This window comes from Vibrio sp. 1078-1 (assembly GCF_033340475.1).
In genome coordinates, this window is the sequence record NZ_JAWOWM010000004.1 from 267575 (window position 1) to 289506 (window position 21932).

The 21932-nt window shown below is 45.8% G+C and carries 21 protein-coding genes and 1 riboswitch; of the genes, 10 read left to right on the forward strand and 11 right to left on the reverse strand.

From position 1 onward, the window contains the following. Positions 1 to 55: 55 nt before the first annotated feature. The 7 genes from R7190_RS11180 to R7190_RS11210 form a co-directional block, all read right to left on the reverse strand. Positions 56 to 961, reverse strand: a complete 906-nt coding sequence (locus tag R7190_RS11180; protein ID WP_206946797.1) for a TIGR03899 family protein — start codon at positions 959 to 961, stop codon at positions 56 to 58. A 322-nt stretch (positions 962 to 1283) separates the two neighbouring features. Continuing rightward, positions 1284 to 1778, reverse strand: a complete 495-nt coding sequence (locus R7190_RS11185; protein ID WP_206946795.1) for a DUF3299 domain-containing protein — start codon at positions 1776 to 1778, stop codon at positions 1284 to 1286. Between the two features lie 4 nt (positions 1779 to 1782). After that, entirely contained in the window at positions 1783 to 3042 is a 1260-nt protein-coding gene (locus tag R7190_RS11190; protein WP_047009029.1) for an ABC transporter permease, read from the reverse strand. After that, positions 3039 to 3767, reverse strand: coding sequence for an ABC transporter ATP-binding protein (locus tag R7190_RS11195; protein WP_318137547.1), 729 nt, complete (start codon positions 3765 to 3767; stop codon positions 3039 to 3041). Before R7190_RS11195 ends, R7190_RS11190 begins: the two co-directional genes overlap by 4 nt. 52 nt (positions 3768 to 3819) lie before the next feature. Further along, entirely contained in the window at positions 3820 to 4473 is a 654-nt protein-coding gene (gene zrgA, locus R7190_RS11200) for a zinc uptake protein ZrgA (RefSeq protein WP_064368955.1), read from the reverse strand. Positions 4474 to 4607: 134 nt separating this feature from the next. Continuing rightward, positions 4608 to 4907 carry a DUF2607 family protein gene (locus R7190_RS11205; protein ID WP_005379608.1) on the reverse strand — a complete coding sequence of 100 codons (300 nt, stop codon included), beginning with the start codon at positions 4905 to 4907 and terminating at the stop codon, positions 4608 to 4610. Positions 4908 to 5134: 227 nt separating this feature from the next. After that, on the reverse strand, positions 5135 to 5686 hold the full coding sequence (locus R7190_RS11210) for a YtfJ family protein (protein ID WP_005379610.1): 552 nt from the start codon (positions 5684 to 5686) through the stop codon (positions 5135 to 5137). Between the two features lie 215 nt (positions 5687 to 5901). On the opposite strand from R7190_RS11210, the gene R7190_RS11215 reads away from it, so the two are divergent. After that, positions 5902 to 6102 (forward strand): DUF1107 domain-containing protein, encoded by a 201-nt coding sequence (locus R7190_RS11215; RefSeq protein WP_005379612.1) that lies wholly within the window; start codon positions 5902 to 5904, stop codon positions 6100 to 6102. A gap of 70 nt (positions 6103 to 6172) precedes the next feature. Here R7190_RS11215 and msrA read toward each other — a convergent pair whose 3' ends face one another. Beyond that, positions 6173 to 6811 (reverse strand): peptide-methionine (S)-S-oxide reductase MsrA, encoded by a 639-nt coding sequence (gene msrA / locus R7190_RS11220; RefSeq protein WP_005379620.1) that lies wholly within the window; start codon positions 6809 to 6811, stop codon positions 6173 to 6175. Positions 6812 to 6978: 167 nt separating this feature from the next. Here msrA and R7190_RS11225 point away from each other — a divergent pair, with 167 nt between their 5' ends. From R7190_RS11225 to R7190_RS11240, 4 genes are read left to right on the forward strand one after another with little or no spacing between them, the layout of a single operon-like run. Further along, on the forward strand, positions 6979 to 8691 hold the full coding sequence (locus tag R7190_RS11225; protein WP_005379622.1) for an autotransporter assembly complex protein TamA: 1713 nt from the start codon (positions 6979 to 6981) through the stop codon (positions 8689 to 8691). Then, positions 8688 to 12452, forward strand: coding sequence for a translocation/assembly module TamB domain-containing protein (locus R7190_RS11230; RefSeq protein WP_186584486.1), 3765 nt, complete (start codon positions 8688 to 8690; stop codon positions 12450 to 12452). Before R7190_RS11225 ends, R7190_RS11230 begins: the two co-directional genes overlap by 4 nt. A 44-nt stretch (positions 12453 to 12496) precedes the next feature. Then, positions 12497 to 12844: a gamma-glutamylcyclotransferase gene (locus R7190_RS11235; protein ID WP_064368958.1), complete on the forward strand. Its 348-nt coding sequence runs from the start codon at positions 12497 to 12499 to the stop codon at positions 12842 to 12844. 49 nt (positions 12845 to 12893) lie between these two features. Further along, on the forward strand, positions 12894 to 13256 hold the full coding sequence (locus R7190_RS11240; protein WP_167415654.1) for a DUF2799 domain-containing protein: 363 nt from the start codon (positions 12894 to 12896) through the stop codon (positions 13254 to 13256). A 73-nt stretch (positions 13257 to 13329) separates the two neighbouring features. Here the strand turns inward: R7190_RS11240 and ppa are convergent, their stop codons facing one another. Both ppa and fbp read right to left on the reverse strand, forming a co-directional pair. Continuing rightward, entirely contained in the window at positions 13330 to 13860 is a 531-nt protein-coding gene (gene ppa, locus R7190_RS11245; RefSeq protein ID WP_005379635.1) for an inorganic diphosphatase, read from the reverse strand. Positions 13861 to 13987: 127 nt separating this feature from the next. Then, positions 13988 to 15004, reverse strand: a complete 1017-nt coding sequence (gene fbp, locus R7190_RS11250) for a class 1 fructose-bisphosphatase (RefSeq protein ID WP_005383114.1) — start codon at positions 15002 to 15004, stop codon at positions 13988 to 13990. A 312-nt stretch (positions 15005 to 15316) separates the two neighbouring features. Here fbp and mpl point away from each other — a divergent pair, with 312 nt between their 5' ends. From mpl to thiQ, 5 genes are all read left to right on the forward strand, one after another. Then, on the forward strand, positions 15317 to 16675 hold the full coding sequence (mpl, locus tag R7190_RS11255) for a UDP-N-acetylmuramate:L-alanyl-gamma-D-glutamyl-meso-diaminopimelate ligase (protein ID WP_167415655.1): 1359 nt from the start codon (positions 15317 to 15319) through the stop codon (positions 16673 to 16675). A 5-nt stretch (positions 16676 to 16680) separates the two neighbouring features. Continuing rightward, positions 16681 to 17319 carry a flavin prenyltransferase UbiX gene (locus R7190_RS11260; RefSeq protein WP_033906022.1) on the forward strand — a complete coding sequence of 213 codons (639 nt, stop codon included), beginning with the start codon at positions 16681 to 16683 and terminating at the stop codon, positions 17317 to 17319. Between the two features lie 37 nt (positions 17320 to 17356). Next, positions 17357 to 17493, forward strand: a riboswitch (TPP riboswitch). A 72-nt stretch (positions 17494 to 17565) separates the two neighbouring features. Next, on the forward strand, positions 17566 to 18558 hold the full coding sequence (gene thiB / locus R7190_RS11265; RefSeq protein ID WP_005379642.1) for a thiamine ABC transporter substrate binding subunit: 993 nt from the start codon (positions 17566 to 17568) through the stop codon (positions 18556 to 18558). A gap of 41 nt (positions 18559 to 18599) precedes the next feature. Beyond that, entirely contained in the window at positions 18600 to 20186 is a 1587-nt protein-coding gene (gene thiP, locus R7190_RS11270) for a thiamine/thiamine pyrophosphate ABC transporter permease ThiP (protein WP_186584485.1), read from the forward strand. Continuing rightward, on the forward strand, positions 20186 to 20890 hold the full coding sequence (gene thiQ, locus R7190_RS11275; RefSeq protein ID WP_047101922.1) for a thiamine ABC transporter ATP-binding protein: 705 nt from the start codon (positions 20186 to 20188) through the stop codon (positions 20888 to 20890). Before thiP ends, thiQ begins: the two co-directional genes overlap by 1 nt. An 18-nt stretch (positions 20891 to 20908) precedes the next feature. Here the strand turns inward: thiQ and R7190_RS11280 are convergent, their stop codons facing one another. Continuing rightward, on the reverse strand, positions 20909 to 21856 hold the full coding sequence (locus tag R7190_RS11280; RefSeq protein ID WP_005379650.1) for a LysR family transcriptional regulator: 948 nt from the start codon (positions 21854 to 21856) through the stop codon (positions 20909 to 20911). Between the last annotated feature and the right edge of the window lie 76 nt (positions 21857 to 21932).

Here is a 21932-nt window from a genome sequence, read left to right on the forward strand (position 1 = left end):
TTGATCGGCTTAAGAAGCATTTGGATCATGGGTGGTCAAATGCTTCTCAAACTGCCTACACGGTATGATGAACCGTACTTTTAGCGTCACTATGGACACTAAATCTATGATTTAAAAGCGCAAGCATTTGGTCGTAGTAGTCGGCATGTGGTTTGTTACCGAGCAAGGTACAGAGTTCATTGCCTGTTGGCGTGAAGCGGTAATATAAAAGACGGACGCCTTTGCTGTTCACGTTCAGCGACAAGTTTTTACCTTGGTAGGTGAGGATCAATGGCGTCTCGATACCAATTTCGCCAGATTCAAGCTCGGTACTATGCAGTAACCCTAGTTCAATCAACAGCAACAAACTTGAATAGGGCAACTGAAAACTTCCCATGTTTAAGCTGTTGGCGATGTCTCGTTTGCCGAAGCTAAATATTCCTCCTTGCGCTTTATAACCAATTAACAGCTTGCGACTGTGATCCCCTCCAAAACTGCACGCCAGAGAGGCGGCTCTTTGCAGAGTTTGCGCTTCTTTTGGTGACATATCTTTGAGGATTTTGAGCGCTTTCATAGACGTCGAGCCTGGGTTTGTCACTTCACGCTTCATCACTTGAGCCCATAACTTTTGCATCGCGTTGTTATGGATGTCTTGAGCCATTTCAAAAAAACGATACAACCAGTCTTGGTCGGGCTCTCCGGCAGTTTCATCTCGGCATGAACTGTGTGCTAGCTTTAGAATCTGCTCTAGGTTTTTTTGTCGCTGTTCTTGGCGTCTCTGTTCACGCAGTTGGGCTCTTTCAAGCGCGGATTTGGCTGGTGGATCGGTTTGTAGTAAGGCATCAAGACCGTGTATTTGGGCAATGGTTTTTACCTTGCTGGCACTGTCTTTGATGTAGCCCTGCTTCTTTTCTTGTTGCGTATTTTTTTGTGCGTTTGACTGATGTTCGATGACAACAGGTTGCTTTGTCGGTTCTGCCATTAATTTTCCTACCAAGAACTGCGCTGTTCGCTTGTTTAAATTTACACCTTATCTAACCAGGCGACCAGATAGGAGTTCTCAGTTTTTGAACGAATAGGGCTATCCAAAATGATAATGAGTTGTTAAAATTGTTATCGTTATTTTGGAGGGACAATGAAGTTCTCAGAAGCAGGTAAACTCAAAAAGCACCTGTCGATAGCGTTTCTTTTGGTTATTTATGTTGGCGTATTAGCGTATTTGTCTCGTTATATCGTGTAACACAGAACTAAAAAAGGCGCCGATGTGACGCCTTAGGTGTACCGATGCATGTCAACGACTTAAACTACATATCGTCGTAGGCTTCTATTTTCGATCCCTCAATAACGTAAGCCGTTTCAGCCAGCTCGTGGCTTATCGTCTCGGTTTTCAACTCTCCAATCACATATATGACATCCCACAGTTCTTGAACGGGTGCGCCTTTGGGAAACTTCACGTAAATGATTTGGTTTGGTGGCGGTGGTGGTACGTGGATACAAGCTCCAAAGTATGGCACCAACAAAAACTCGGTGACGGTATTCGCGTCACCTTCAAGCGGGATGACAAAGCCCGGGATTTTAACTTGGCTTCCATTTAGCTCTGGTCGAACGTTACCAATTTTAGACTGTTGCGCTGCGCCGCCACTGTGATCAGAAGCTGGCATGCCCACGCTGTCGAACAGTTTGCGTTCTTTCTCAGGTACTAGATCAATCCAGTCGAGCGTTAATGGCTCCTCGCTTGCGAGTACTGGTGCTATAAATGAGACGATCAGCAAGCAACTTGCGAGTATTTTTCTCCACATTTTATTAAATCCTTATTGTCATTCCGTCACTTAGTGACTGTCGGTAGGCGCGAAAAGCCGGGATGAAACCAATTACAATTCCAGCGCATTGTACGAAACCTAATAGCATCCATTCATAGGGCGATAAGAGGCTTAAAGTCAGATGTATTCCATAATGCTGTTGAATGATGGGTTGCACGATGGCGAGAATGGCATACAGCCCTGCCACTCCAGTCACAATTCCGGCGGCAGTAAGTAGACTGGCTTCGCTGATCAATAATGAGAAAACATGACGAGGTCTTGCCCCCATAGCGCGCAAAATCGCCATTTCACGGCGGCGCTCCTGTAAGCTGGTTAATAAGCTGCTTAGCATGCCGAGTAATCCTGCAATCACCACAAAGCCAGACACTGCCATTAAGGCTTGCTCGGCAACAGACATCATTCCCCACAATTCATGCAACGCAACCCCGGGCATAATCGCGCTAAGCGGTTCTTTGGGATAAGTGTTGATTTGCCTTTGTAGGGCGAAAGTCTGAATACGAGATTTCAAACCGACCAGCATCGCGGTAATTTGCTTGGGCTGAAAGTCTCTGTTTTTGAGATCTTGTGCTTTGGGTGTTGGGCCTAAACGTGCACCGCTTTCCCATCCGACGTGAATCGCTTCGATAGCTTCTAGCGAGACATGAACGGTTTTGTCGACTGGCGTGCCTGTGGGCGCAAGAATCCCGACAACTTTGAATGGCAGGTTGTCATGTCGGCTAAAGCCTACATCACTAATGCCGTGGGCAATGATGATTTCACTACCGACGTGATACCCCAGCTGTTTTGCGACATCAGAACCGAGCACGGTTTCAAATAAGCCATTGAATTCTCGGCCTTCTGAAAATGTTAGTGATTGCTTACTTCCGAATTTATAGTGTTCAAAATAGCTGTGGTTGGTTCCCATGACTCGGAACCCTTTGTGCGAGTCGCCAAGTGAGATTGGAATCGCCCAATCTACTGCTCGATGATTGGCAAACTCTTGGTAGCTCTTCCAGTCAATGTTGTTGGTGGCATTGCCAATGCGAAATACAGAGTAGAGCAGCAAGTTCACTTGTCCAGAACGGCCACCAATGATGAGGTCGGTGCCTGAAATTGTATTGGCGAAGCTATCTTTTGCCTGAGTACGAATGCGCTCTACTCCTAAAAGGAGTACGACAGAAATCGCGACTGTCATGATGGTTAATATTGCCGTCGCCTTACGATTGATTAAGCTCTTCCACGCGAGCTTTGCAACAGCGCTCATGATGCGGCTCCTAGGTCAGATGCTTGGTTAATATCTGGTAGGTTAAGTGTGCGGTCAAATAAGGGCTCAAGCGTTGGATCGTGACTGACGAAGATCAGCGTAGCGTTGGCTTGATTCGTTTGCTCCATCAGGAGTTCAATAAACGCTTTACGGTTATCATGGTCTAAAGCGGAGGTTGGCTCGTCAGCAATCACTAACCCCGGATACCCAATGAGTGCTCGTGCAGCCGCAACACGTTGTTGTTGGCCAATGCTCAGCTCCGATACAGGACGCGCATGAAGCTCGCTGGGTAGGTGGAGTCTTTCAAGCAGAGCTTGAGCTTGCTCTTCTAACGTTTGAGATGGCACTCTTGAATGAGCGCGGCCACGTCGTGTTTGACTGAATTGGCAAGGCAGTAGTACGTTTTCAAGTACGTTAAGGTACGGCAATAAATTGAACTGTTGAAAGATGTAGCCAATATGATTGGCGCGAAAGCGGTCTCTCTGACTGGCACTTAAACTAGCAAGGTCAGTATCGAGTACAGATAGAGAGCCTGAAGTTAATGTGTTAATCCCCGTCAACAAAGCGAGCAAGGTCGATTTACCGCAGCCACTTGGACCTTTGATAAACACATGCTCGCCTTGTGTAATGTGTAATTTGGGGATGTGGATGGTTGGGTTGGTTGAACCGGGCCAGAAAAATTGGGCATCCTCTAGCTCGACAACATTTGGTGTGGTTTCAGTCATATTAAATCACCAAAGCTGTGGCGTGTAAGTGGGTACTCACACGCCACTCGTGTTATTTGATTACGATTTGGGTGTTATCTTTGCTTAATTTAATTGCTGATTGCATGGTATCAGTGAATATATTGACGCTGATGGACTCTGTAGTTGGGAATTGGTTAAACCAATCGGTTTGGATTTGGCTAAGCTGATTAACTTGTTCGCAACTGAAGCGATATTGCACCGAAAATTCACCGTGACCGCCATGATCGTGCGCCTCATCATGATCGTCATGGTGGTCATGTTTATCATGATGTTCATTATGATCATGGTGTTCGTGCCCTTCATGATCGTGATGTGCATGGTCATCATGGTCGTGCTCACTATGATCATGTTCCTCATGAGTTTCGCTTAGGTTGTGGCTCACGTAAGCTTCTTCAATATTACAATCAGCTTGTGAGTTAATAGCGAACAATGCGTTGCTGTCTTCGAGTGTAGCGACGGCTTGTTTAAGCGCTTGCTCTTGTTGCGCGTTTTCTGGAGCATGTTCGAAACCCACAACATCAGCTCCAGGAGCTGTAATCTCTACTAACAGATCTTTGCCATCTTGGGCGATATTAAACTCGACGTGACCATGCACATGAGCACCATGCTGGCGGTATTCGTTTGCATTCGCTGCTGTCGATAAAGTGAGGCCAATAGCAAGGGCTAAAACGTGTTTTGATGACATTGTATTTTTCCTAATTTTACTGGCATTAACCAAAGGCGGTATTGCTCAGATTCGAGTTTCACTAAGTTATTGTTCCCTGACACACTAGGTGCGGAAATGAACTCAATAATTTTGAGTGTGGAATAGTTTGGAAATTAAGCAAAATAAGGAGGGGCACGAGCAGCGCCAAGAACTTCTTCGCCGTACACGAGATGCAAAAAAACATGATGATGCTGGGCGCGCGTAAAAGTCGGTGTAGAGAGGGTAGGTTGTACCTTTGCTATACCGTGCTGAACACCAGAAAATAATTGGCAATGATGATGGGTATGATGGTCGGGCGTCAGATCGACTTGATGAAGTACAACCGCAAAGTTCCAAGCGATCAGCAACGCAACACTGAAAAATAAAGCAGTGCGATACCAATATCTTAGTGTTTTTTGCTGGTGGTGGTACATCTGAGCTCCTCTTACCGACTGTTATAATATAACACCCATAATGAATAAAAGTTCACTCTTTTGTTGGCTAGCAGAAAAATTTAACTCCACACATACGTGCCGAAAAATATTGGTAATACTCTCTGATGGAAGTGTCGCACTTATAAAGAGCAGAGTTATCACTGCCCATGCTTCTAATCAAATTCATATAGCTCCTTACAACAAGAGCAAGGAGCCATTCAATGAAGCTAGATGTTCTGTTTAATAAGCTCAATGACTTTTGTTATCTCATCTTGCTCAAGTGCGCCCTCTTTGACGAACAGAATTTTGCCCGTTTTGTCTTGAACAATAATGGCCGAACTTTCTTCTTTCAGGTCCCAAGTATTAGCAACTACGCCATTTTCATCAAGAACCATGGATGACCAAGGAAACTCTTTTTTACTGTCTTGAGCTGAAGACTTCACGAAAGAGCCTGTCCCCCAAATTGCATCATCTTGGTTGATGATAGTCGTCGTCTGGTAGCTTTCTTGTGGAAAATTTGCCGCTGTTATTGCTGACATTAAAGGGGCATTCATCTCTTTTGAACTGCTACGGCCTGCAATGGCTTGAATGACACGAACTTTGCCTTGCATATGTTGAGTTGCCCAGGGTTGGTATGCAACGCCTTCGCCTTGTAAAACAATCTCGCCGTAAGCGGCAACATTGACAGGAGGAACGCTTTTTCCCACTGACAAGTTGTGTGCAAAGGTCAAGCTTGGCGTTAAGGCCAGTAATAGAGGTAGGAGAGTCTTAGTTTTCATATTGTTATATTCCGTACGAGGTTTGGAAGCTTCCAGTATATATCCAGATCCTAGAAATTTGTAGGACCGTTGATAACATTTATTTAACGTATGGAGTGGTGTAATCTTGCGTTATATTTAGAATTTGCTAAAATGAGTTCCGTCGCAAATTGCGCATTAAGATTGCAGAGGAAAAATAAGCAATCCGTGTTTTCTCAAAGGAATTGAGGTGAGTTATGCTACGTGAGTTTGCTGTATATCGACCATTACAAGTGGCCCGTTTTGTTAAAACGTTGTTCAAAGGTCAATTTTTTATTGTTGGGGTTGGCTGTTTTCAGTTCGACAATGGCAAAGTGTTACTACCTGACGTCAACGATCATAAAAGGCTCACCATCTTTAAAGAAGTCAACCAAGTGATAGCATCATTATCGGCTTAGTTAGCTTGGTACCCACTTAGATTTAGAAAAGAGCGACCATATCGGTCGCTCTTTTTGTTGCTGGTTAGGTTTATCCTTGGAGGCTTGGTGGGAAGCAAACTCCCGTTCCTCCGATGCCACAGTAACCATCAGGGTTTTTCGCCAAATATTGCTGGTGGTAGGTTTCCGCAAAGTAATACGGACCTGCTGGTTGTATTTCGGTGGTGATGTTCGCGCGTTGCTCTTCTTGCAGTGCTTGTTGATACAAGAGTTTCGATTTCTCTGCGCTCTCGAGCTGCTCCGTCGAATAAGTGTAAATTGCTGAACGATATTGAGTACCTAAGTCGTTACCTTGACGCATTCCCTGAGTTGGGTCGTGTTTTTCCCAAAAAACAGCCAGTAGCTTTTCTAATGAGATGACGCGTTCATCGAAAACGACTCGTACGACTTCTGTATGACCCGTTTTACCTGTACAGACCTCTTCATAGGTGGGATTGGGTGTGTACCCCCCAGCGTAACCGACCGAAGTAGATACAACGCCGTCGAGTTGCCAAAATACGCGCTCAGCGCCCCAAAAACAGCCCATTCCGAGCAAAATCTGCTGTTGGTGTGACGCCAGAGGCGCCTTTAGGTTAGATTTATTTACAAAATGATGATCGTCAATCTGCATTGGTTGATCTCTACCTGGCAAGGCATCTTCTATACTGATCAATGTTTGTTTGTTGAGCATGGTATTTGTCCTTCAATACGTGTCTTAAATTTGCGAACTTTTTCATTTCGTCTGTATCTGATGCTGTGATGACATAGACCGCGTTAAACCTATTAATATTACAGACTTAGAATCTAATTGGCGTTATCATTATTTACGTTTACTTAACCTCATTCAGCCATAAAAGCATGATAAAAAAAGCTCTCCCCACCATTGTTGGCCTGTTTGCCTTTTCTCATGGTGCCTATGCCGATGTTTCTTTGACTTTGAAAGGCATTGATGGCGCTTTAGAAGAGAATGTCAGTGCGTATCTATCATCTATTCCAGAGAAGGATTACTCCACTTCTCTGCGTTTTCAAGCGAGATTAGATCAAAGTATCACTGAAGCGCTTAACGCGCTTGGGTATTATCATGCAAAAATTTCATACTCTATTCCTGAAGCGAATGATGAGTTAATTGTGCTCATCAAGCCGGGCTTGCCAGTGAAAGTGAAAGTCATGGATGTGGTCATCACTGGAGAGGCCAAGGACGATGAAGAGTTTGCAAAACTTATTGAGCGCTCTCCGCTCAAAGTTGGCCAAGTTTTGAATCAAGGCCAATACGACACCCTTAAGTCAGGCATTCGTAACTTGGCGCTTCAGCGTGGTTACTTCAATGGTGAGTTTACGCTAAGTCGATTAGAGGTTATCCCTGATCTGAACGAAGCTAATGTCCGTTTGCACTACAGCAGTGGAATACGTTTCAATTTTGGCGACGTTTCTTTTATTGGCAACCACATCTGGGAAGATCGTGTCGCATCATTACAACCTTTTAAAGAAGGGGACCCATACAACGTTTCGAAGCTGGGCGAGTTTAACCAGAAGCTATCAAATACGGAGTGGTTTTCCTCAGTTTTTGTTGAGCCTGAATTGGATAGGCTTGATGATGGCCGAGACTTGCCAATTAAAGTGTCTTTATCTCCTGCTTCGAAGAATCAGATCGAGACGGGTATTGGTTACTCAACGGATGTCGGCGTTCGAGGAACGTTGAAGTGGAAGAAACCTTGGGTGAGCTCCCGAGGACACAGTTTCAACACTGCTTTATCCCTATCTAAGCCAGAGCAAACCGTGACTGCTTCTTACAAAATTCCTTTAGAAGATGTCGCTAACGATTATTATCAAGTTCAATATGGGCTTAAAAACCTAGACAACCGTGACACACAGAGTATCGAGTCTAACCTTGCAGTGGAACGTCATTGGTTAGCAGACGGTGGTTGGCATAATACCGTTTATGTTCGTCATTTGTACGAGAGCTTTACGCAAGGTTTACAAGATGATGAATTCAACTTCGTACTTCCAGGTGCGACATTTTCTCGGACTAGGGTTCGAGGGGGCAATATGCCAATGTGGGGAGACAAGCAAAGCATCACTATTGAGTATGGTGATACCGCTATGCTTTCTGAAACTAGAGTGCTCCGCTTAATTGGCTCGACTTCTTGGATTCGTGGTATTGGAGAGAATCATCGTGGTTTGTTCCGCCTAGAAGGTGGTGCGAATATTACCGATGAACTTGAAAAGCTATCACCGTCGCTGCGTTTCTTCGCTGGTGGTGACAATAATATTCGTGGTTACGGCTATGAATCTATTTCACCTGTGGATGAGAGTGGTGCTTTGACGGGTGGTAAATACATTGTTAGCAGTACATTAGAATACCAATATCGTGTTTATGGAAACTGGTGGGCTGCAACGTTTTACGATATTGGTGATGCGTTTAATGAAACACCAGATTGGAAATCAGGTGCTGGTGTTGGTATCCGCTGGGCGTCTCCGGTGGGCCCTGTTAGTTTTGATTTTGCATGGGGGTTGGATGCAAAACCAGAACGAGAGTTTCGTATCCACTTCTCATTGGGGCCTGAGCTATGATCAAAATGATGTTTAAGTGGACCAAATGGCTGTCGCTCAGTTTGATTGGTCTATTGCTGTTGCTCATCATTATTGTCGCGACAGTTTTGTTTACCCACCCAGGCCTCAAATTTGCCTTGTGGGGAGCTGAAAAAGCATTACCACAATTGCAGATTGAAAAAGTGCAGGGTTCATTGTTTCCTCGCTTCGAACTGCATAACGTCAGTTTTGTCGATGAGTCTTTGAATATCGACGCCAAAGTTGAGCGTTTAGCTTTGGCAGTGAACTTCCGCTGTTTCTTTGACCCTAAGGTCTGTGTCGATGAGTTAAGACTGCAGGGGCTTGACTTTAAGATGCCAGAGCTACCGCCAGCAAGCGAGGAGCAAGAGGAAACACAACCACTGCGTTCTATCAGTACGCCAGTGCCAATTTTTGTTAATAAAGTCAGCTTTAATGACATCAATGTCAATGTGCTGGGCAATCAAATTGATTGGCAAACGTTCTCGACCGCTTTGTCGATGCAAGGCGATCGTTTGGTGATCGCACCTACCGCGTTGAAAGATATTAATGTGGCTTTAGCACCAAGTGAAGCTGAACCTGAAGCGGTTGTTGAAGAGCCGAAAGAAGCCGATGCTACGCCGCAAGATATTGTGTTACCCGAAGTATGGATTCCACTGACGGTGGAAGCGCGTCGTCTTGATATTCACAATTTCAAACTGGCGGGTGAAACGCCAGTGATCGTCAATCATCTTGGTTTGGTTGCAAGAGCAGGCGGTGAACGTGTTGATGTCAAAACGTTAGAGCTCGACATGCCAGAAGTGGAGGGCAAGTTGAGCACACAAGTGACGCTTTCTTCTGATTACCCTATCAAAGCGCAATTGGACGCGTTAGTGAAGCAAGCGGATGCGAAGGGACAAAAACTGTCGCTTTCGGTCTCGGGTTCGGTTGGTGATTTGTCACTAAATGCTACGCTTTCTGAGCTTGTACAAGCGGAGATCAAAGGTGATATTCAACCGCTTAAAACACAGTTGCCGTTTGATGTCGCGATTAAAAATGTACAGGCGCAATGGCCGCTATTTGGACAAAGCGATTACCAGGTTTCTGTACCAAGCTTGGCGGCAAAAGGCTCACTTGATGGCTACGAAGTCGCATTAGAAACCAAAGCTTCGGGCAAAGATATTCCCGCCGTTGATGTCGCACTAAACGGCAAAGGTACGTTAGAGCAAATTGACCTCGAAAGCCTTGTAGTGAAAACCTTAGGGGGCGAGCTCTCTGGGAAAGTCATGGCCAATTGGGCCGCGCCAATCAACTGGCAAGCTGACTTAAACCTGAAGAACATTCAACCAGGATTGCAGTGGAAAGAAGCCGAAGGGGATATCAGCGGTAATCTTTCGACTTCGGGGTCGTTAACAGAACAAGGCGGTTGGCAAGTCAGTTTGCCTAAGTTAGACATTGACGGCATTTTGCGAGGTTATCCGCTGAATGTTGAAGGGCAACTTGAAGCGTCTGACAAGAACGGCAAAGGCGAAGACATCCAACTTACCACTCAGGGTTTAGCGCTTTCTCATGGCCCGAACCAACTGAGTGCAAAGGGTAAGATCGATAAGCAAATTCTGATGGATGTTGAGGTTAACTTCCCTGATTTTGCAAAAAGTGTTCCGGATCTTGCAGGTAAAATGCAAGGTAAAGTCGCACTACGTGGTAGCTTGAAAGAACCAGACATCAATCTTGATCTCGCTTTAAATCAGATAAACTGGCAGCAACAGGCGAACGTAGAAACGATCACCTTAAAGGGTGATGTGAAGCCTCTGCCAGCACCAAAAGCGAACATAAGCCTAATTGCGAACAACATTACCTATGACGACATAAAAGTTGATAGTGCTGACCTTGAAGTCTCTGGGGATGAAAAACTGCATCAACTGACGCTCGATGTAGTGTCTGACCTGGTGTCGACCAGTTTAGAAATTGAAGGGGCATTCCAGCAGAAACCAGAAATGATTTGGGATGGGGCGCTGCGCCGCTTGACGCTGAGCTCGCAACAAGGCCCGTGGGCGTTGCAAAAATCGACCGCGGTGAAGGTCAATATCGACAAACAGATCGCGAACGTTCAAGCGCATTGTTGGTTGCAAGCTGAGTCGAGCGTATGTCTAACCGAAGACATTAGTGTCGGTAAGAGTGGCCAGGCGAAGTTAGCCATCAATGATTTTGATTTTGACCAAATCAAACAATTCCTGCCGCCAGAAACCAAGCTGCAAGGCTCGGTTAATGCACAGGCTTTTGCTAAATGGGCACCAGAGAAAAAGCCTGAAGTAACCTTAAGTGTCAATATGCCAAAAGGCCAAGTTGAACAAGCGCTTGAGCAGCCAATTAAAGTCGGTTGGGAAAGCTTCAACTTTAAAGCGGCATTAGCGAAAGACAAGCTTGATGCCGAGTGGCTATTTGATGTGAAAGATAACGGTGACTTGTCTGGTAAGGTTTCTTTACTGAATGTCTCGTCTGAAAAGCCCACTATTGATGGTAAGGTTTCACTCTCTACGTTCCACTTGGACTTCTTGGCACCGTTGATTGGTGAGTACAGCTTGTTTAAAGCAAACATGAATACTGACCTAGCGATATCAGGTGACGTTATGCATCCGAAGGTGAACGGTCAGTTCTTGATTGACCAAATGAAGCTACAGGGTGAAGTCACACCGATAGATATAAACTCAGGGCAGGTCGTCATCAACTTTAAAGGCCATCAAGCGGACTTGGATGCCGGAATTTTAACCCCGGATGGTGAGTTGAACGTTACCGGTGATGCCGACTGGCAGGACTTACAGAACTGGCGCACTAAAGCGCGTGTATTTGCTAAAGAGCTCAATGTTGATGTGCCTCCAATGGTAAAAATCAAAGTTGAGCCTGACATGACAATAGATGTGACCCCTCAGCTTGCGAAAATTGAGGGTGATATTAATTTGCCATGGGGAAGAATTGTCGTCGAAGAGCTTCCACCAAGTGCGGTAGGCGTATCGAGTGATACCGTTATTCTCGATAAAAACTTGCAGCCAGTGGACGATGTGGCTGCGATGCCGTTTGATGTGGAAACGAACATCAACATTAAAATTGGTGATGACTTCCAACTTGCCGCTTTTGGTTTAAAAGGTGGGTTGAAAGGGAACCTAAACGTGACACAAAAAGACAAAGGTCCTTTCATCGTTGGTGAAGTGAATGTTGTCGACGGTTCTTATCGTTCGTTTGGTCAGGACTTATTGATTAAAGAAGGTAAAATTCTGATGAATGGTCCACCAGATCAACCTTACTTGTCTATCAAAGCGATTCGTAATCCAGACAATACCCAAGATGATGTCATTGCGGGGGTACAAGTGTCAGGCCCAGCATCTGATCCGAGTATAGAAATTTTCTCAGAGCCCGCGATGAACCAAGCCAATGCACTTTCTTATCTACTTCGTGGTCAAGATATTGATGGTGAAGCCGGTGGTAATGCAATGACGACTACCTTAATTGGTTTAAGCTTGGCGAAGAGTGGTCGTGTGGTTGGTGAAATCGGTGAAGCCTTTGGCGTACAGGATTTACAGCTGGACACTGCTGGTTCAGGCGATGATTCGCAAGTGACGGTGAGTGGTTATATTCTGCCAGGTTTGCAGGTGAAATATGGTGTCGGTATCTTTAACTCTCTAGGTGAGTTCACTGTGCGTTACCGATTGATGCAAGACTTGTATTTAGAAGCGGTATCTGGTGTAGATAGCGCCGTTGACCTACTCTATCAGTTTGAGTTCGATTAAAGTGCTTTAACCTAAGCATACACAGTCATGACTAAGGAGTGGTTATGCAGCATTTGATTTTTGTCTACGGCACGTTACGCAAGGGAGAGTACAACCATCAGTATTTGCGCTCGGCACAGTTTCTTGGTTTACATGAAACGGATGCTCAATTTGCAATGTATGACTTAGGCCCTTATCCAGCGTTGTCTGTTGGGCAACGCTCGATTCAAGGTGAAGTGTATCTGATTGATGATGAAACCTTATCCGAGCTAGATAAGTTGGAAGATGTGCCAGTGGAATATCGCCGAGAGAGCATCGTCACGCCGTTTGGCCAAGCTTGGATCTACTTATATCAAGATACTGAGCAGCTAACCGAAGAAATCGCTTCCGGAGATTGGTGTCAAAAGGTGTGAGCTATACTGACATTATCAATAGCAACGAGCTAAACACTAAGGAGTCACGATGAAAACATTCGTAATTGGAGCAATGGCGTTGCTTCTTGCTGCATGCGCACAAACAACACTACCGACTTCGAATAATGTGACCGATTGGCAAGTGTTTGGTAAGCAGTCAGCTTTAGATGGATTACGGGAGTTATCTGAGGAGCGAGTTGCGAAGCTGGATGATGTTAACCATGCGACGCCAGAACTGATAATGGCTTATCAAGCGGGTTACCAGCAAGGCAAACAAGAGTATTGTGAGCAAAGTGCTTATATGCTCGGTGTTATCGGGCGTCCGTATTTTGGCATTTGTGATGATGTTGACCCCTTCTTTCAACATGACTACGACGCTGGACGAATGTCTTCAGCAGGCGCACCTATCTAGTTGACACAGGTAAGATGAAAGCAAAAGAGCTGCCCTAGAGCAGCTCTTTTTAATTTTGTATCAGCAGTGATGCTTATTTTTTCTGAGCTCGCTCGTAAGATTCTAGGATTTCAGCTTTGGCGGCAGCAACATCTGCCCAACCATCCACTTTCACCCATTTGCCTGCTTCAAGCTCTTTGTAACGCTCAAAGAATTGCGTGATCTGCGCTTTCAGTAGTTCTGGGATATCGTCCACATCTTGGATGTGCTCGTACTCTTTCGAGATTTTTGAGTGGGGAACCGCAAACACTTTTGCATCTTCACCCGATTCATCTGTCATCTTCAAAACGCCAACAGGACGGCAGCGAATGACTGAACCTGGCATGAGTGGGTATGGTGTTGGTACCAATACGTCGACTGGGTCGCCATCAAGAGACAGGGTATTGTTCACGTAGCCATAGTTGCATGGGTAGAACATTGGTGCAGACATGAAACGGTCGACAAATACAGCACCAGAGTCTTTATCTACTTCGTACTTGATTGGATCTGCATTTGCAGGAATTTCGATAACGACATAGATATCTTCAGGCAGCGACTTGCCTGCTGGTACATGGTTTAAGCTCATTAGAATATTCCTTTTCATTAACGATGAGTCACACAAAAGCGGCTTCATCTGATGATAAATTCGCGTTTCACTTTAGCGACAAAAACGCGGCAGGTAAACACCTGCCGCGTTGGACAAAGGTCTGAAATTATTCTTCGTCGCGGTGCAGTTCAAGGAACTCTTCAACTTTGCGAACCATGTTCTTCGAACCCACAAAGAAAGGTACACGCTGGTGCAACTCAGTAGGCTTGATGTCCATAATGCGATTCACGCCGTCCGATGCAATGCCCCCAGCTTGCTCAATGAGGAATGCCATAGGGTTACATTCGTAAAGCAGGCGTAGCTTGCCTTGTGGGTGGCTTTGTGTGCTTGGGTAAAGGTAGATACCACCTTTCAGTAGGTTGCGGTGGAAATCAGCAACCAGCGAGCCAATGTAGCGAGAAGTGTATGGGCGACCGTCTTCTGGCACGTTTTCTTGGCAGTACTTGATGTACTTCTTCACCCCTTGAGGGAAACGAATGTAATTACCTTCGTTGATGGAGTAGATCTTACCATCATCAGGAATCATCATGTTTTCATGAGAAAGACAGAAGCTGCCGATAGATGGGTCGTAAGTAAAGCCGTTTACACCGTTACCAGTTGTGTATACCAACATGGTGGAGGAGCCGTAAATTACGTAGCCCGCAGCCACTTGTTTGTGACCAGGTTGTAGGAAGTCTTCTTCAGTTGGTGGAGTACCGATTGGAGAAACACGACGATAAATCGAGAAGATAGTACCAACAGAGACGTTCACATCGATGTTAGAAGAACCATCAAGTGGGTCCATCAGTACTACATATTTGGCGTTTTGGTTGAGTTCTTTATTGAACGCAACTGCTTCGTCTTCTTCTTCACTGGCAACGCCACACACTTGATCACGAGCTTCAAGCGCGGCTTTGAACTTATCGTTCGCGTAAACATCGAGCTTTTGCTGATCTTCACCTTGGACATTTTCCGTGCCTACAGCACCAGTGATATCACCGAGACCCGCTGCGTTGATTTCGCGGTTAACGATTTTTGCAGCTAAACGAATGGAGGCTAAAAGGGATGATAGATCACCGCTAGCGTGGGGGAAATCCGCTTGTTTTTCGACAATGAACTCGCCTAGGGTGCGCAGTCCTGACATGGTTAATCCTTACATTTTCATTTCATTGGGGGTAGTGCGCAAGTGAGCATCTCTTTATGGATGTTAAACGATTGCGCTGGATGTAAGTTTAAGTCGCAGATCTTTTTAATGGTAATGAAGTAACTGTTTGAGATCTCAATTTATTTGTAGACTTGTTTGAGGGATTCATCAGTAAGCAAGAGGTTGTACAGTCTGTGTTCAACCTTGTCATATTTGTGAAAGGGACTGCAAGAAGAAGGCTAAAGTCACTCGCTTTTCAGGCGGTAATCGCGATAATGAAAGCATTAAAAAACGCATTACAAGGTTTAGTTTATGCACATTCATATCTTGGGTATCTGTGGCACATTTATGGGCGGCGCAGCGATTCTAGCGCGCCAATTAGGACATAAAGTCACTGGTTCTGATGCCAACGTTTATCCGCCAATGAGCACACTGCTTGAGTCTCAAGGTATTGAAATTATTGAAGGCTTTGACCCGTCTCAACTCGACCCCCAACCAGATCTTGTGGTGATTGGTAATGCGATGAGCCGTGGCAACCCTTGTGTCGAGCATGTGCTCAACACTAACATGCGTTACACCTCTGGCCCGCAGTGGCTCAACGAGTTTTTGCTGCATGATCGTTGGGTATTGGCGGTATCGGGTACACATGGGAAAACGACCACGTCGAGCATGCTTGCCTGGATACTTGAAGATTGTGGTTATCAACCGGGTTTCTTAGTCGGTGGGGTACTCGGTAACTTCGGAGTGTCTGCTCGTTTGGGTGAAAGCATGTTTTTTGTCGTTGAAGCGGACGAATATGACAGTGCTTTTTTCGATAAGCGTTCTAAGTTTGTGCATTACCATCCTCGCACTTTAATCATGAACAATCTTGAGTTTGATCATGCCGACATCTTCGATGATCTAGAAGCGATCAAGCGCCAATTCCATCATTTAGTGCGAACTGTACCGGGCAATGGATTGATCTTAGCGCCGAGGCAGGATCAAGCGTTAGCGGATGTATTAGAGCGTGGTTGCTGGACTGAAAAACAGTTCTCTGGTGAGAATGGTGACTGGCAAGCGCACAAATTAGTGCTTGATGGCTCAAAATTTGACGTTGCGTTGCAAGGTGAGAAGGTTGGTACCGTCGAATGGAATTTGGTGGGTGACCACAATGTGGATAATGCGCTGATGGCAATCGCTGCTGCACGACATGTTGGAGTCACTCCGGATCTTGCTTGCCAGGCATTAGGGCGTTTCATCAATACCAAGCGCCGTTTAGAGCTGAAAGGTGAAGAACAAGGTGTGACGGTTTACGATGATTTTGCGCATCACCCAACGGCAATTGAACTTACTGTCGGTGGTTTGCGTAACAAGGTAGGTGAAAAACGCATCCTTGCTGTGTTGGAGCCGCGTTCTGCCACCATGAAGCGAGGTGTACACAAAAACACACTTGCAGAGTCACTACACAGTGCAGATGAAGTCTTCTTGTTCCAGCCAGATAATATCGAGTGGTCTGTGCAAGACATTGCCGACCAATGCACACAGCCAGCGTTTGTCGATGCGGATATAGATAACTTTGTAGCCAAGATCGTCGAACGTGCGCGACCAGGTGACCAAATTCTAGTCATGAGCAACGGTGGCTTTGGTGGTATTCACGGAAAACTTCTTGAGCAGTTAAAACAAAAAGCCTGATTGATATGCAAAACAAAACACAACCCTCTCATAAAAAAGCCATCACGTTGGCATTAACGGGTGCTTCTGGTGCTCCCTACGGCCTTCGTCTTTTAGAATGCTTGGTTGCGGCGGATTATCATGTCTACGTTCTGATTTCTTCGGCAGCTCGTGTTGTGATGGCAACCGAGCATAATCTTAAGCTACCAAGTGGCCCAGAAGCGGCGCAGCAAGCATTGGTAGAGCACCTGAACTGCAATCCCGATAACATCACCGTTTGCGGTAAAGATGACTGGTTCTCACCGGTTGCGTCTGGTTCTGCTGCACCAAAGCAAATGGTGGTTTGCCCATGTTCTGCGGGAAGCGTTGCAGCGATTGCGCATGGTATGTCAGATAACTTGATCGAGCGGGCCGCTGATGTGGTAATGAAAGAGCGCGGGCAGCTGTTGCTCGTGGTTCGCGAAACACCATTTTCAACGCTACATCTGGAGAACATGCACAAACTGTCGCAAATGGGCGTCACCATCATGCCAGCAGCTCCAGGCTTCTATCATCAGCCAAAGAGTATTGAAGACTTAGTGGATTTTATGGTGGCGAGAATTCTTGACCACTTAGGTATTGAGCAAGGTTTGGTGCCTCGTTGGGGTTATGACCAGCGCTCGTGAGCTGATTGTGTAACCACTCAAATACCTTTACAATCCATCCAACTCATCGGGGAGCAAACCCATTTAGCATTGAGTCAATCAATGCATTGGGGCGCTGAGACCTAAGTGTTTAACTAGGGACCCGTATTACCTGAACCAGATAATGCTGGCGTAGGAATTGAGTCTGGATATTGGAAGTCCTTAATAGCCGCCTCAAACCCTGTGCCGCTCAACTTATTTCTCTGAAATACTCATGGAGAGCGAGCAGTGAAACCCACTCTAAATCTGATTGCCCTAGCTGCAATCACCTCTACTTCAGCGTTTGCCGCTGAAAACACATTAACCATCTATACCTACGACTCTTTTGCCGCAGATTGGGGGCCGGGTCCTAAAATCGAGCAAGCTTTTGAAGCAAAATGTGGCTGTGACGTTAACTTCGTAGCGTTGGACGATGGTGTGTCGATTCTGAATCGTCTTCGTCTTGAAGGCGGTAATAGCAAAGCGGACATCGTATTAGGTTTGGATAACAATCTGATGGCAGAAGCGAAGAAAACCGATCTGCTTGCCGAGCACAATGTGGATACGGCTAACACAGTGTTACCAAACGGTTGGAGTGACACGACGTTTGTACCGTACGATTACGGCTACTTCGCGTTTGTGTACAACAAAGAGAAACTGGCTAATCCGCCGAAAAGCATGAAAGAGCTGGTGGAAACGCGCGACGATCTGAAAGTGATTTACCAAGATCCGCGGACTTCAACGCCGGGCCAAGGCTTAATGCTATGGATGAAATCTATTTATGGCGACGATGTGACGCAAGCGTGGCAGAAGCTAGCGAGCAAAACCGTAACGGTCACGAAAGGTTGGTCTGAGGCGTATTCTATGTTCCTCAATGGTGAGTCCGATTTAGTGCTTTCTTACACCACTTCACCTGCGTACCACTTAATTGCGGAAAACGATTCGAAGTTTGCTACGGCGAATTTTGCTGAAGGCCACTACATGCAAGTTGAAGTAGCCGCCAAAGTGAAAGGGGCAAAAAATTCAGAACTTGCTGATCAATTTATGAGTTTCATTTTAAGTGATGAGTTCCAATCGGCGATGCCAACGGGTAACTGGATGTACCCAGTCACTGACGTTGAGTTACCTAAAGGTTTTGAAACTTTGAGTGTTCCAAGCAAGTCGTTGAGCTTTAGTGCTGATGAAGTGGCAAAAATGCGTAAGTCTTGGATTCGCGAATGGCAAAGCGCATTGACGTTTTAGCTGACGTTTCCATCCTCATCTGAATGAGATAGGTTTTACCTTTGAATTCTGTTCCAAAAATAGGTTTAGGGGTCGCGATGATCATCGCGACCTTTGTTATTTCTGCCCTAGGTGCTTTGATTGTTCAAGCCCCTTCACTTGATGTGTCTGTGGTATGGGGCGACCCGTACTATCAACATGTCACCAAGTTCAGTTTCTACCAAGCGTTTCTTTCCACATTGCTCAGTGTTGGCTTTGCCATTCCAGTAGCGCACGCACTTTCGCGTCGCCAATTTATTGGTAAATCATTACTGCTTAAGCTGTTTGCATCGACACTGGTTTTGCCGGTTTTGGTTGGTGTTTTTGGGCTGTTAGCGATTTATGGCAACAGTGGGTTGTTGGCGCAGTGGTTGCAAAGTTTCGACACTAAACTGCCATTCTCTATTTACGGTTTGAACGGCATTTTACTCGCCCATGTGTTCTTTAATTTACCTTACGCGGCACGATTGCTTCTGCAAGCCTTGGACTCTATTCCTGCCGAGCAGCATAAGCTTTGCGCGCATCTTGGGATGAGCCATTGGGATAAGTTTCGCTGGGTAGAATGGCCGCGTTTAAGGCAGCAGCTTCCCCACGTTTGTGGGTTGGTGTTTATGTTGTGCTTTACCAGTTTTGCCACTGTAATGGCGTTGGGGGGCGGGCCAAAATCCACCACCATTGAATTGGCCATTTACCAAGCGATTAAGTTTGATTTTGATTTACAAGCTGGGGCGTTATTGGCGCTGTGGCAGATGCTGTTATGTGGACTGCTTGCTATTGGAGTTCAGAAGTTAACAAGTCCTGTTTCTATCAGTGCTGGAAGCACATCAGTACAGCAATATTTAACGAAGGATCATGGGTGGTCAAAAGCTTGGGATAGCTTTTGGATCATAGGTGTCTTATTACTGGTAATACCGCCGTTATTGATGGTGTTACTGAGTGGTATCAACCAACAAGTTTGGACAGTATTAACCGATGAGCGTTTTTGGTCTGCGCTATTGAACTCCCTCAAAGTCGCCTGTGTCGCTAGCGCGCTTGCGGTCGCTGCAGGGGTGTCCATACTATTGACCAGTCGCCGTTGGCGGTTGCAGTACAAAAACACGCGAGCCGATCAGATAGAGTTAATCGGCACCATTATTTTGGTGACTCCAGGTCTGGTGATTAGCACCGGTTTATTCTTACTACTGCGCACATTTACCGATGTTTTTAGCTTGGCATTTTTTGTCGTGATTTTGGTGAACGGTTTGATGGCTTTGCCTTACGTGATCAAAACGCTAGCGCAGCCAATGCTGCACATTGAACAACAGTATCAGTATGTATGTGCCAGCTTAGGCATGCGTGGCTGGCAACGGTTTAAAGTGGTGGAGTGGCAGGCGCTACGCAAGCCGTTTGCACATGCGTTTGCGATCAGCTTTATGTTTGCAATAGGGGATTTAAGTGCCATCGCACTGTTTGGTGGACAAGAGTTTCGTACCTTACCTCTGTATTTGTTCCAGTTGCTTGGCAGTTATCAGATGGACGCAGCTGCGGTGGTATCGGTGACCCTATTGTTGTTGAGTGTGGGCTGTTTTGCCTTGATTGAGAAAGTATTGAAAACGAAGGAGAGAGCGTAATGTTAGTGTTGGATGATGTGCAGTACACCTACCAACGTGAACTGTTTCGTTTTGACTTAACGATTGAGCAAGGACAGATTGTATCGCTGATGGGACCAAGTGGGGCAGGGAAGTCAACCTTGCTGGCGTTGGTGGCAGGATTCATCCATCCTGACCGTGGTGATATTTGTGTTGATGGTGAGTCCATTGTGCGTAAAGAGCCTTATCTGCGTCCGTTCTCTATGTTGTTCCAAGAGCACAATTTGTTTGCTCACTTATCGGTGCGTGACAACATCGGTTTGGGCTTACACCCAGGGCTAAAGCTTACGGTGGACCAAAATCGTCAGATTGAACAAGCCGCGCAGCAAGTTGGTGTTGCAGAGTACCTCGACCGTTTGCCAGAGCATCTTTCTGGTGGCCAGCGTCAACGTGTTGCCTTAGCGCGTTGTTTTGTTCAGCCTCATCCCATGTGGCTGTTGGATGAGCCGTTCTCGGCGCTTGATCCGGTGTTGCGTGAAGAGATGCTAGGCTTGGTAAAAAAACTGGCAGCAGAGCGGGGAATAACCGTATTGATGGTCACGCACCATTTAAGCGATGCCAAAGCGATTGCCAGCCACTTTGTGTTTGTGGCAGATGGTAAAGTGGAAGCCGCGGGTGATATGTCTGCATTGAGTGAACAGCATGCTAGTGAGAAGCTTGCGGCATTTATCCGAGCCGCATGCTAGTGCCTGATAGTTGCTAGGTTATGCTTCTCCGCAACACAAACCATGCCTAGGGCCAAATTCAAATTGAGATCTTAAGCTCATGATATGGTCAATCATTGCTTGTACGCGCCGTGGGCGGTTTGCTCCAGGACGATAGACTAGATAAATAGGCATTGGTACCGTGTGCCATTGCGGCAACACTCTGACTAAGGTGCCACTTTCTAGCTCTTGCGTCATGTTTTGCACAGGTAAGTTAGCGATGCCTAGTCCTTTAAGTGCACCTTTCAATATTGCTTCTACAGTTGTACTTGAGAAGTTACTGGTTATTGAAACATTGACGGTATTATCGTGTGAGATCAGCGTCCAAGGCCCTATTTCTGAAACATATTGATACCTCAAACAGTTGTGTTTTGTCAGATCTTCTGGCGTTTCAGGTACGCCGAACTCAGCTAAATACTCAGGGCTAGCAGCCAGAACTCGAGTGGTATAGCCTAATTTTTTTGCGATCAATCGATCATCAACTATCTGACCGACTCGAATTGCCATATCAAAGCCGTGTGAAAAGAGATCAACAAAATCGTTCGATGCTTCTAACGCAATTTGTACTTTTGGCCATTGTTTTAAAAATGGCAAAAAGATGTGCTCCGCCATATACGCATCCAACGCTGGTGGCGCGGAAATACGCAGCCGGCCTTGGATCTGTTGTTCCATCTCCTGAACGTCATGGCCAATTGAGTGGAATTCCTCAACTAAGCTTGCAGCACGCTCTAAAACCATTTGGCCAGCTTCGGTGATCACTAACTTTCGGGTTGTGCGCTCTAGGAGTTTGGCTTCAAAGTGTTGTTCGAGTTTGGTTATGGCTTTGCTAACAGTAGATTTTGGTAGGTTTAACTCCAGCGCGCACTTGGTTAAGCTCAGTAGTCGACAGCTTGTGACAAAGATAGAAAGCGTTCTAAAGTCAATTGTTTCTAAATTGCGAACAATCACTTTCAATTATCTATATTGTTTCAATATTAATCTGATTATAGTCTGGCATCTCATCCTTAGCCATCAAGTTATTGTC

Excerpts from the sequence above, each read along its gene's own strand:
- R7190_RS11180 (WP_206946797.1), bottom strand. The coding sequence starts at position 961 with ATGGCAGAACCGACAAAGCAACCTGTTGTCATCGAACATCAGTCAAAC.
- R7190_RS11185 (WP_206946795.1), bottom strand. The coding sequence starts at position 1,778 with ATGTGGAGAAAAATACTCGCAAGTTGCTTGCTGATCGTCTCATTTATA.
- R7190_RS11190 (WP_047009029.1), bottom strand. The coding sequence starts at position 3,042 with ATGAGCGCTGTTGCAAAGCTCGCGTGGAAGAGCTTAATCAATCGTAAG.
- R7190_RS11195 (WP_318137547.1), bottom strand. The coding sequence starts at position 3,767 with ATGACTGAAACCACACCAAATGTTGTCGAGCTAGAGGATGCCCAATTT.
- zrgA (WP_064368955.1), bottom strand. The coding sequence starts at position 4,473 with ATGTCATCAAAACACGTTTTAGCCCTTGCTATTGGCCTCACTTTATCG.
- R7190_RS11205 (WP_005379608.1), bottom strand. The coding sequence starts at position 4,907 with ATGTACCACCACCAGCAAAAAACACTAAGATATTGGTATCGCACTGCT.
- R7190_RS11210 (WP_005379610.1), bottom strand. The coding sequence starts at position 5,686 with ATGAAAACTAAGACTCTCCTACCTCTATTACTGGCCTTAACGCCAAGC.
- R7190_RS11215 (WP_005379612.1), top strand. The coding sequence starts at position 5,902 with ATGCTACGTGAGTTTGCTGTATATCGACCATTACAAGTGGCCCGTTTT.
- msrA (WP_005379620.1), bottom strand. The coding sequence starts at position 6,811 with ATGCTCAACAAACAAACATTGATCAGTATAGAAGATGCCTTGCCAGGT.
- R7190_RS11225 (WP_005379622.1), top strand. The coding sequence starts at position 6,979 with ATGATAAAAAAAGCTCTCCCCACCATTGTTGGCCTGTTTGCCTTTTCT.
- R7190_RS11230 (WP_186584486.1), top strand. The coding sequence starts at position 8,688 with ATGATCAAAATGATGTTTAAGTGGACCAAATGGCTGTCGCTCAGTTTG.
- R7190_RS11235 (WP_064368958.1), top strand. The coding sequence starts at position 12,497 with ATGCAGCATTTGATTTTTGTCTACGGCACGTTACGCAAGGGAGAGTAC.
- R7190_RS11240 (WP_167415654.1), top strand. The coding sequence starts at position 12,894 with ATGAAAACATTCGTAATTGGAGCAATGGCGTTGCTTCTTGCTGCATGC.
- ppa (WP_005379635.1), bottom strand. The coding sequence starts at position 13,860 with ATGAGCTTAAACCATGTACCAGCAGGCAAGTCGCTGCCTGAAGATATC.
- fbp (WP_005383114.1), bottom strand. The coding sequence starts at position 15,004 with ATGTCAGGACTGCGCACCCTAGGCGAGTTCATTGTCGAAAAACAAGCG.
- mpl (WP_167415655.1), top strand. The coding sequence starts at position 15,317 with ATGCACATTCATATCTTGGGTATCTGTGGCACATTTATGGGCGGCGCA.
- R7190_RS11260 (WP_033906022.1), top strand. The coding sequence starts at position 16,681 with ATGCAAAACAAAACACAACCCTCTCATAAAAAAGCCATCACGTTGGCA.
- thiQ (WP_047101922.1), top strand. The coding sequence starts at position 20,186 with ATGTTAGTGTTGGATGATGTGCAGTACACCTACCAACGTGAACTGTTT.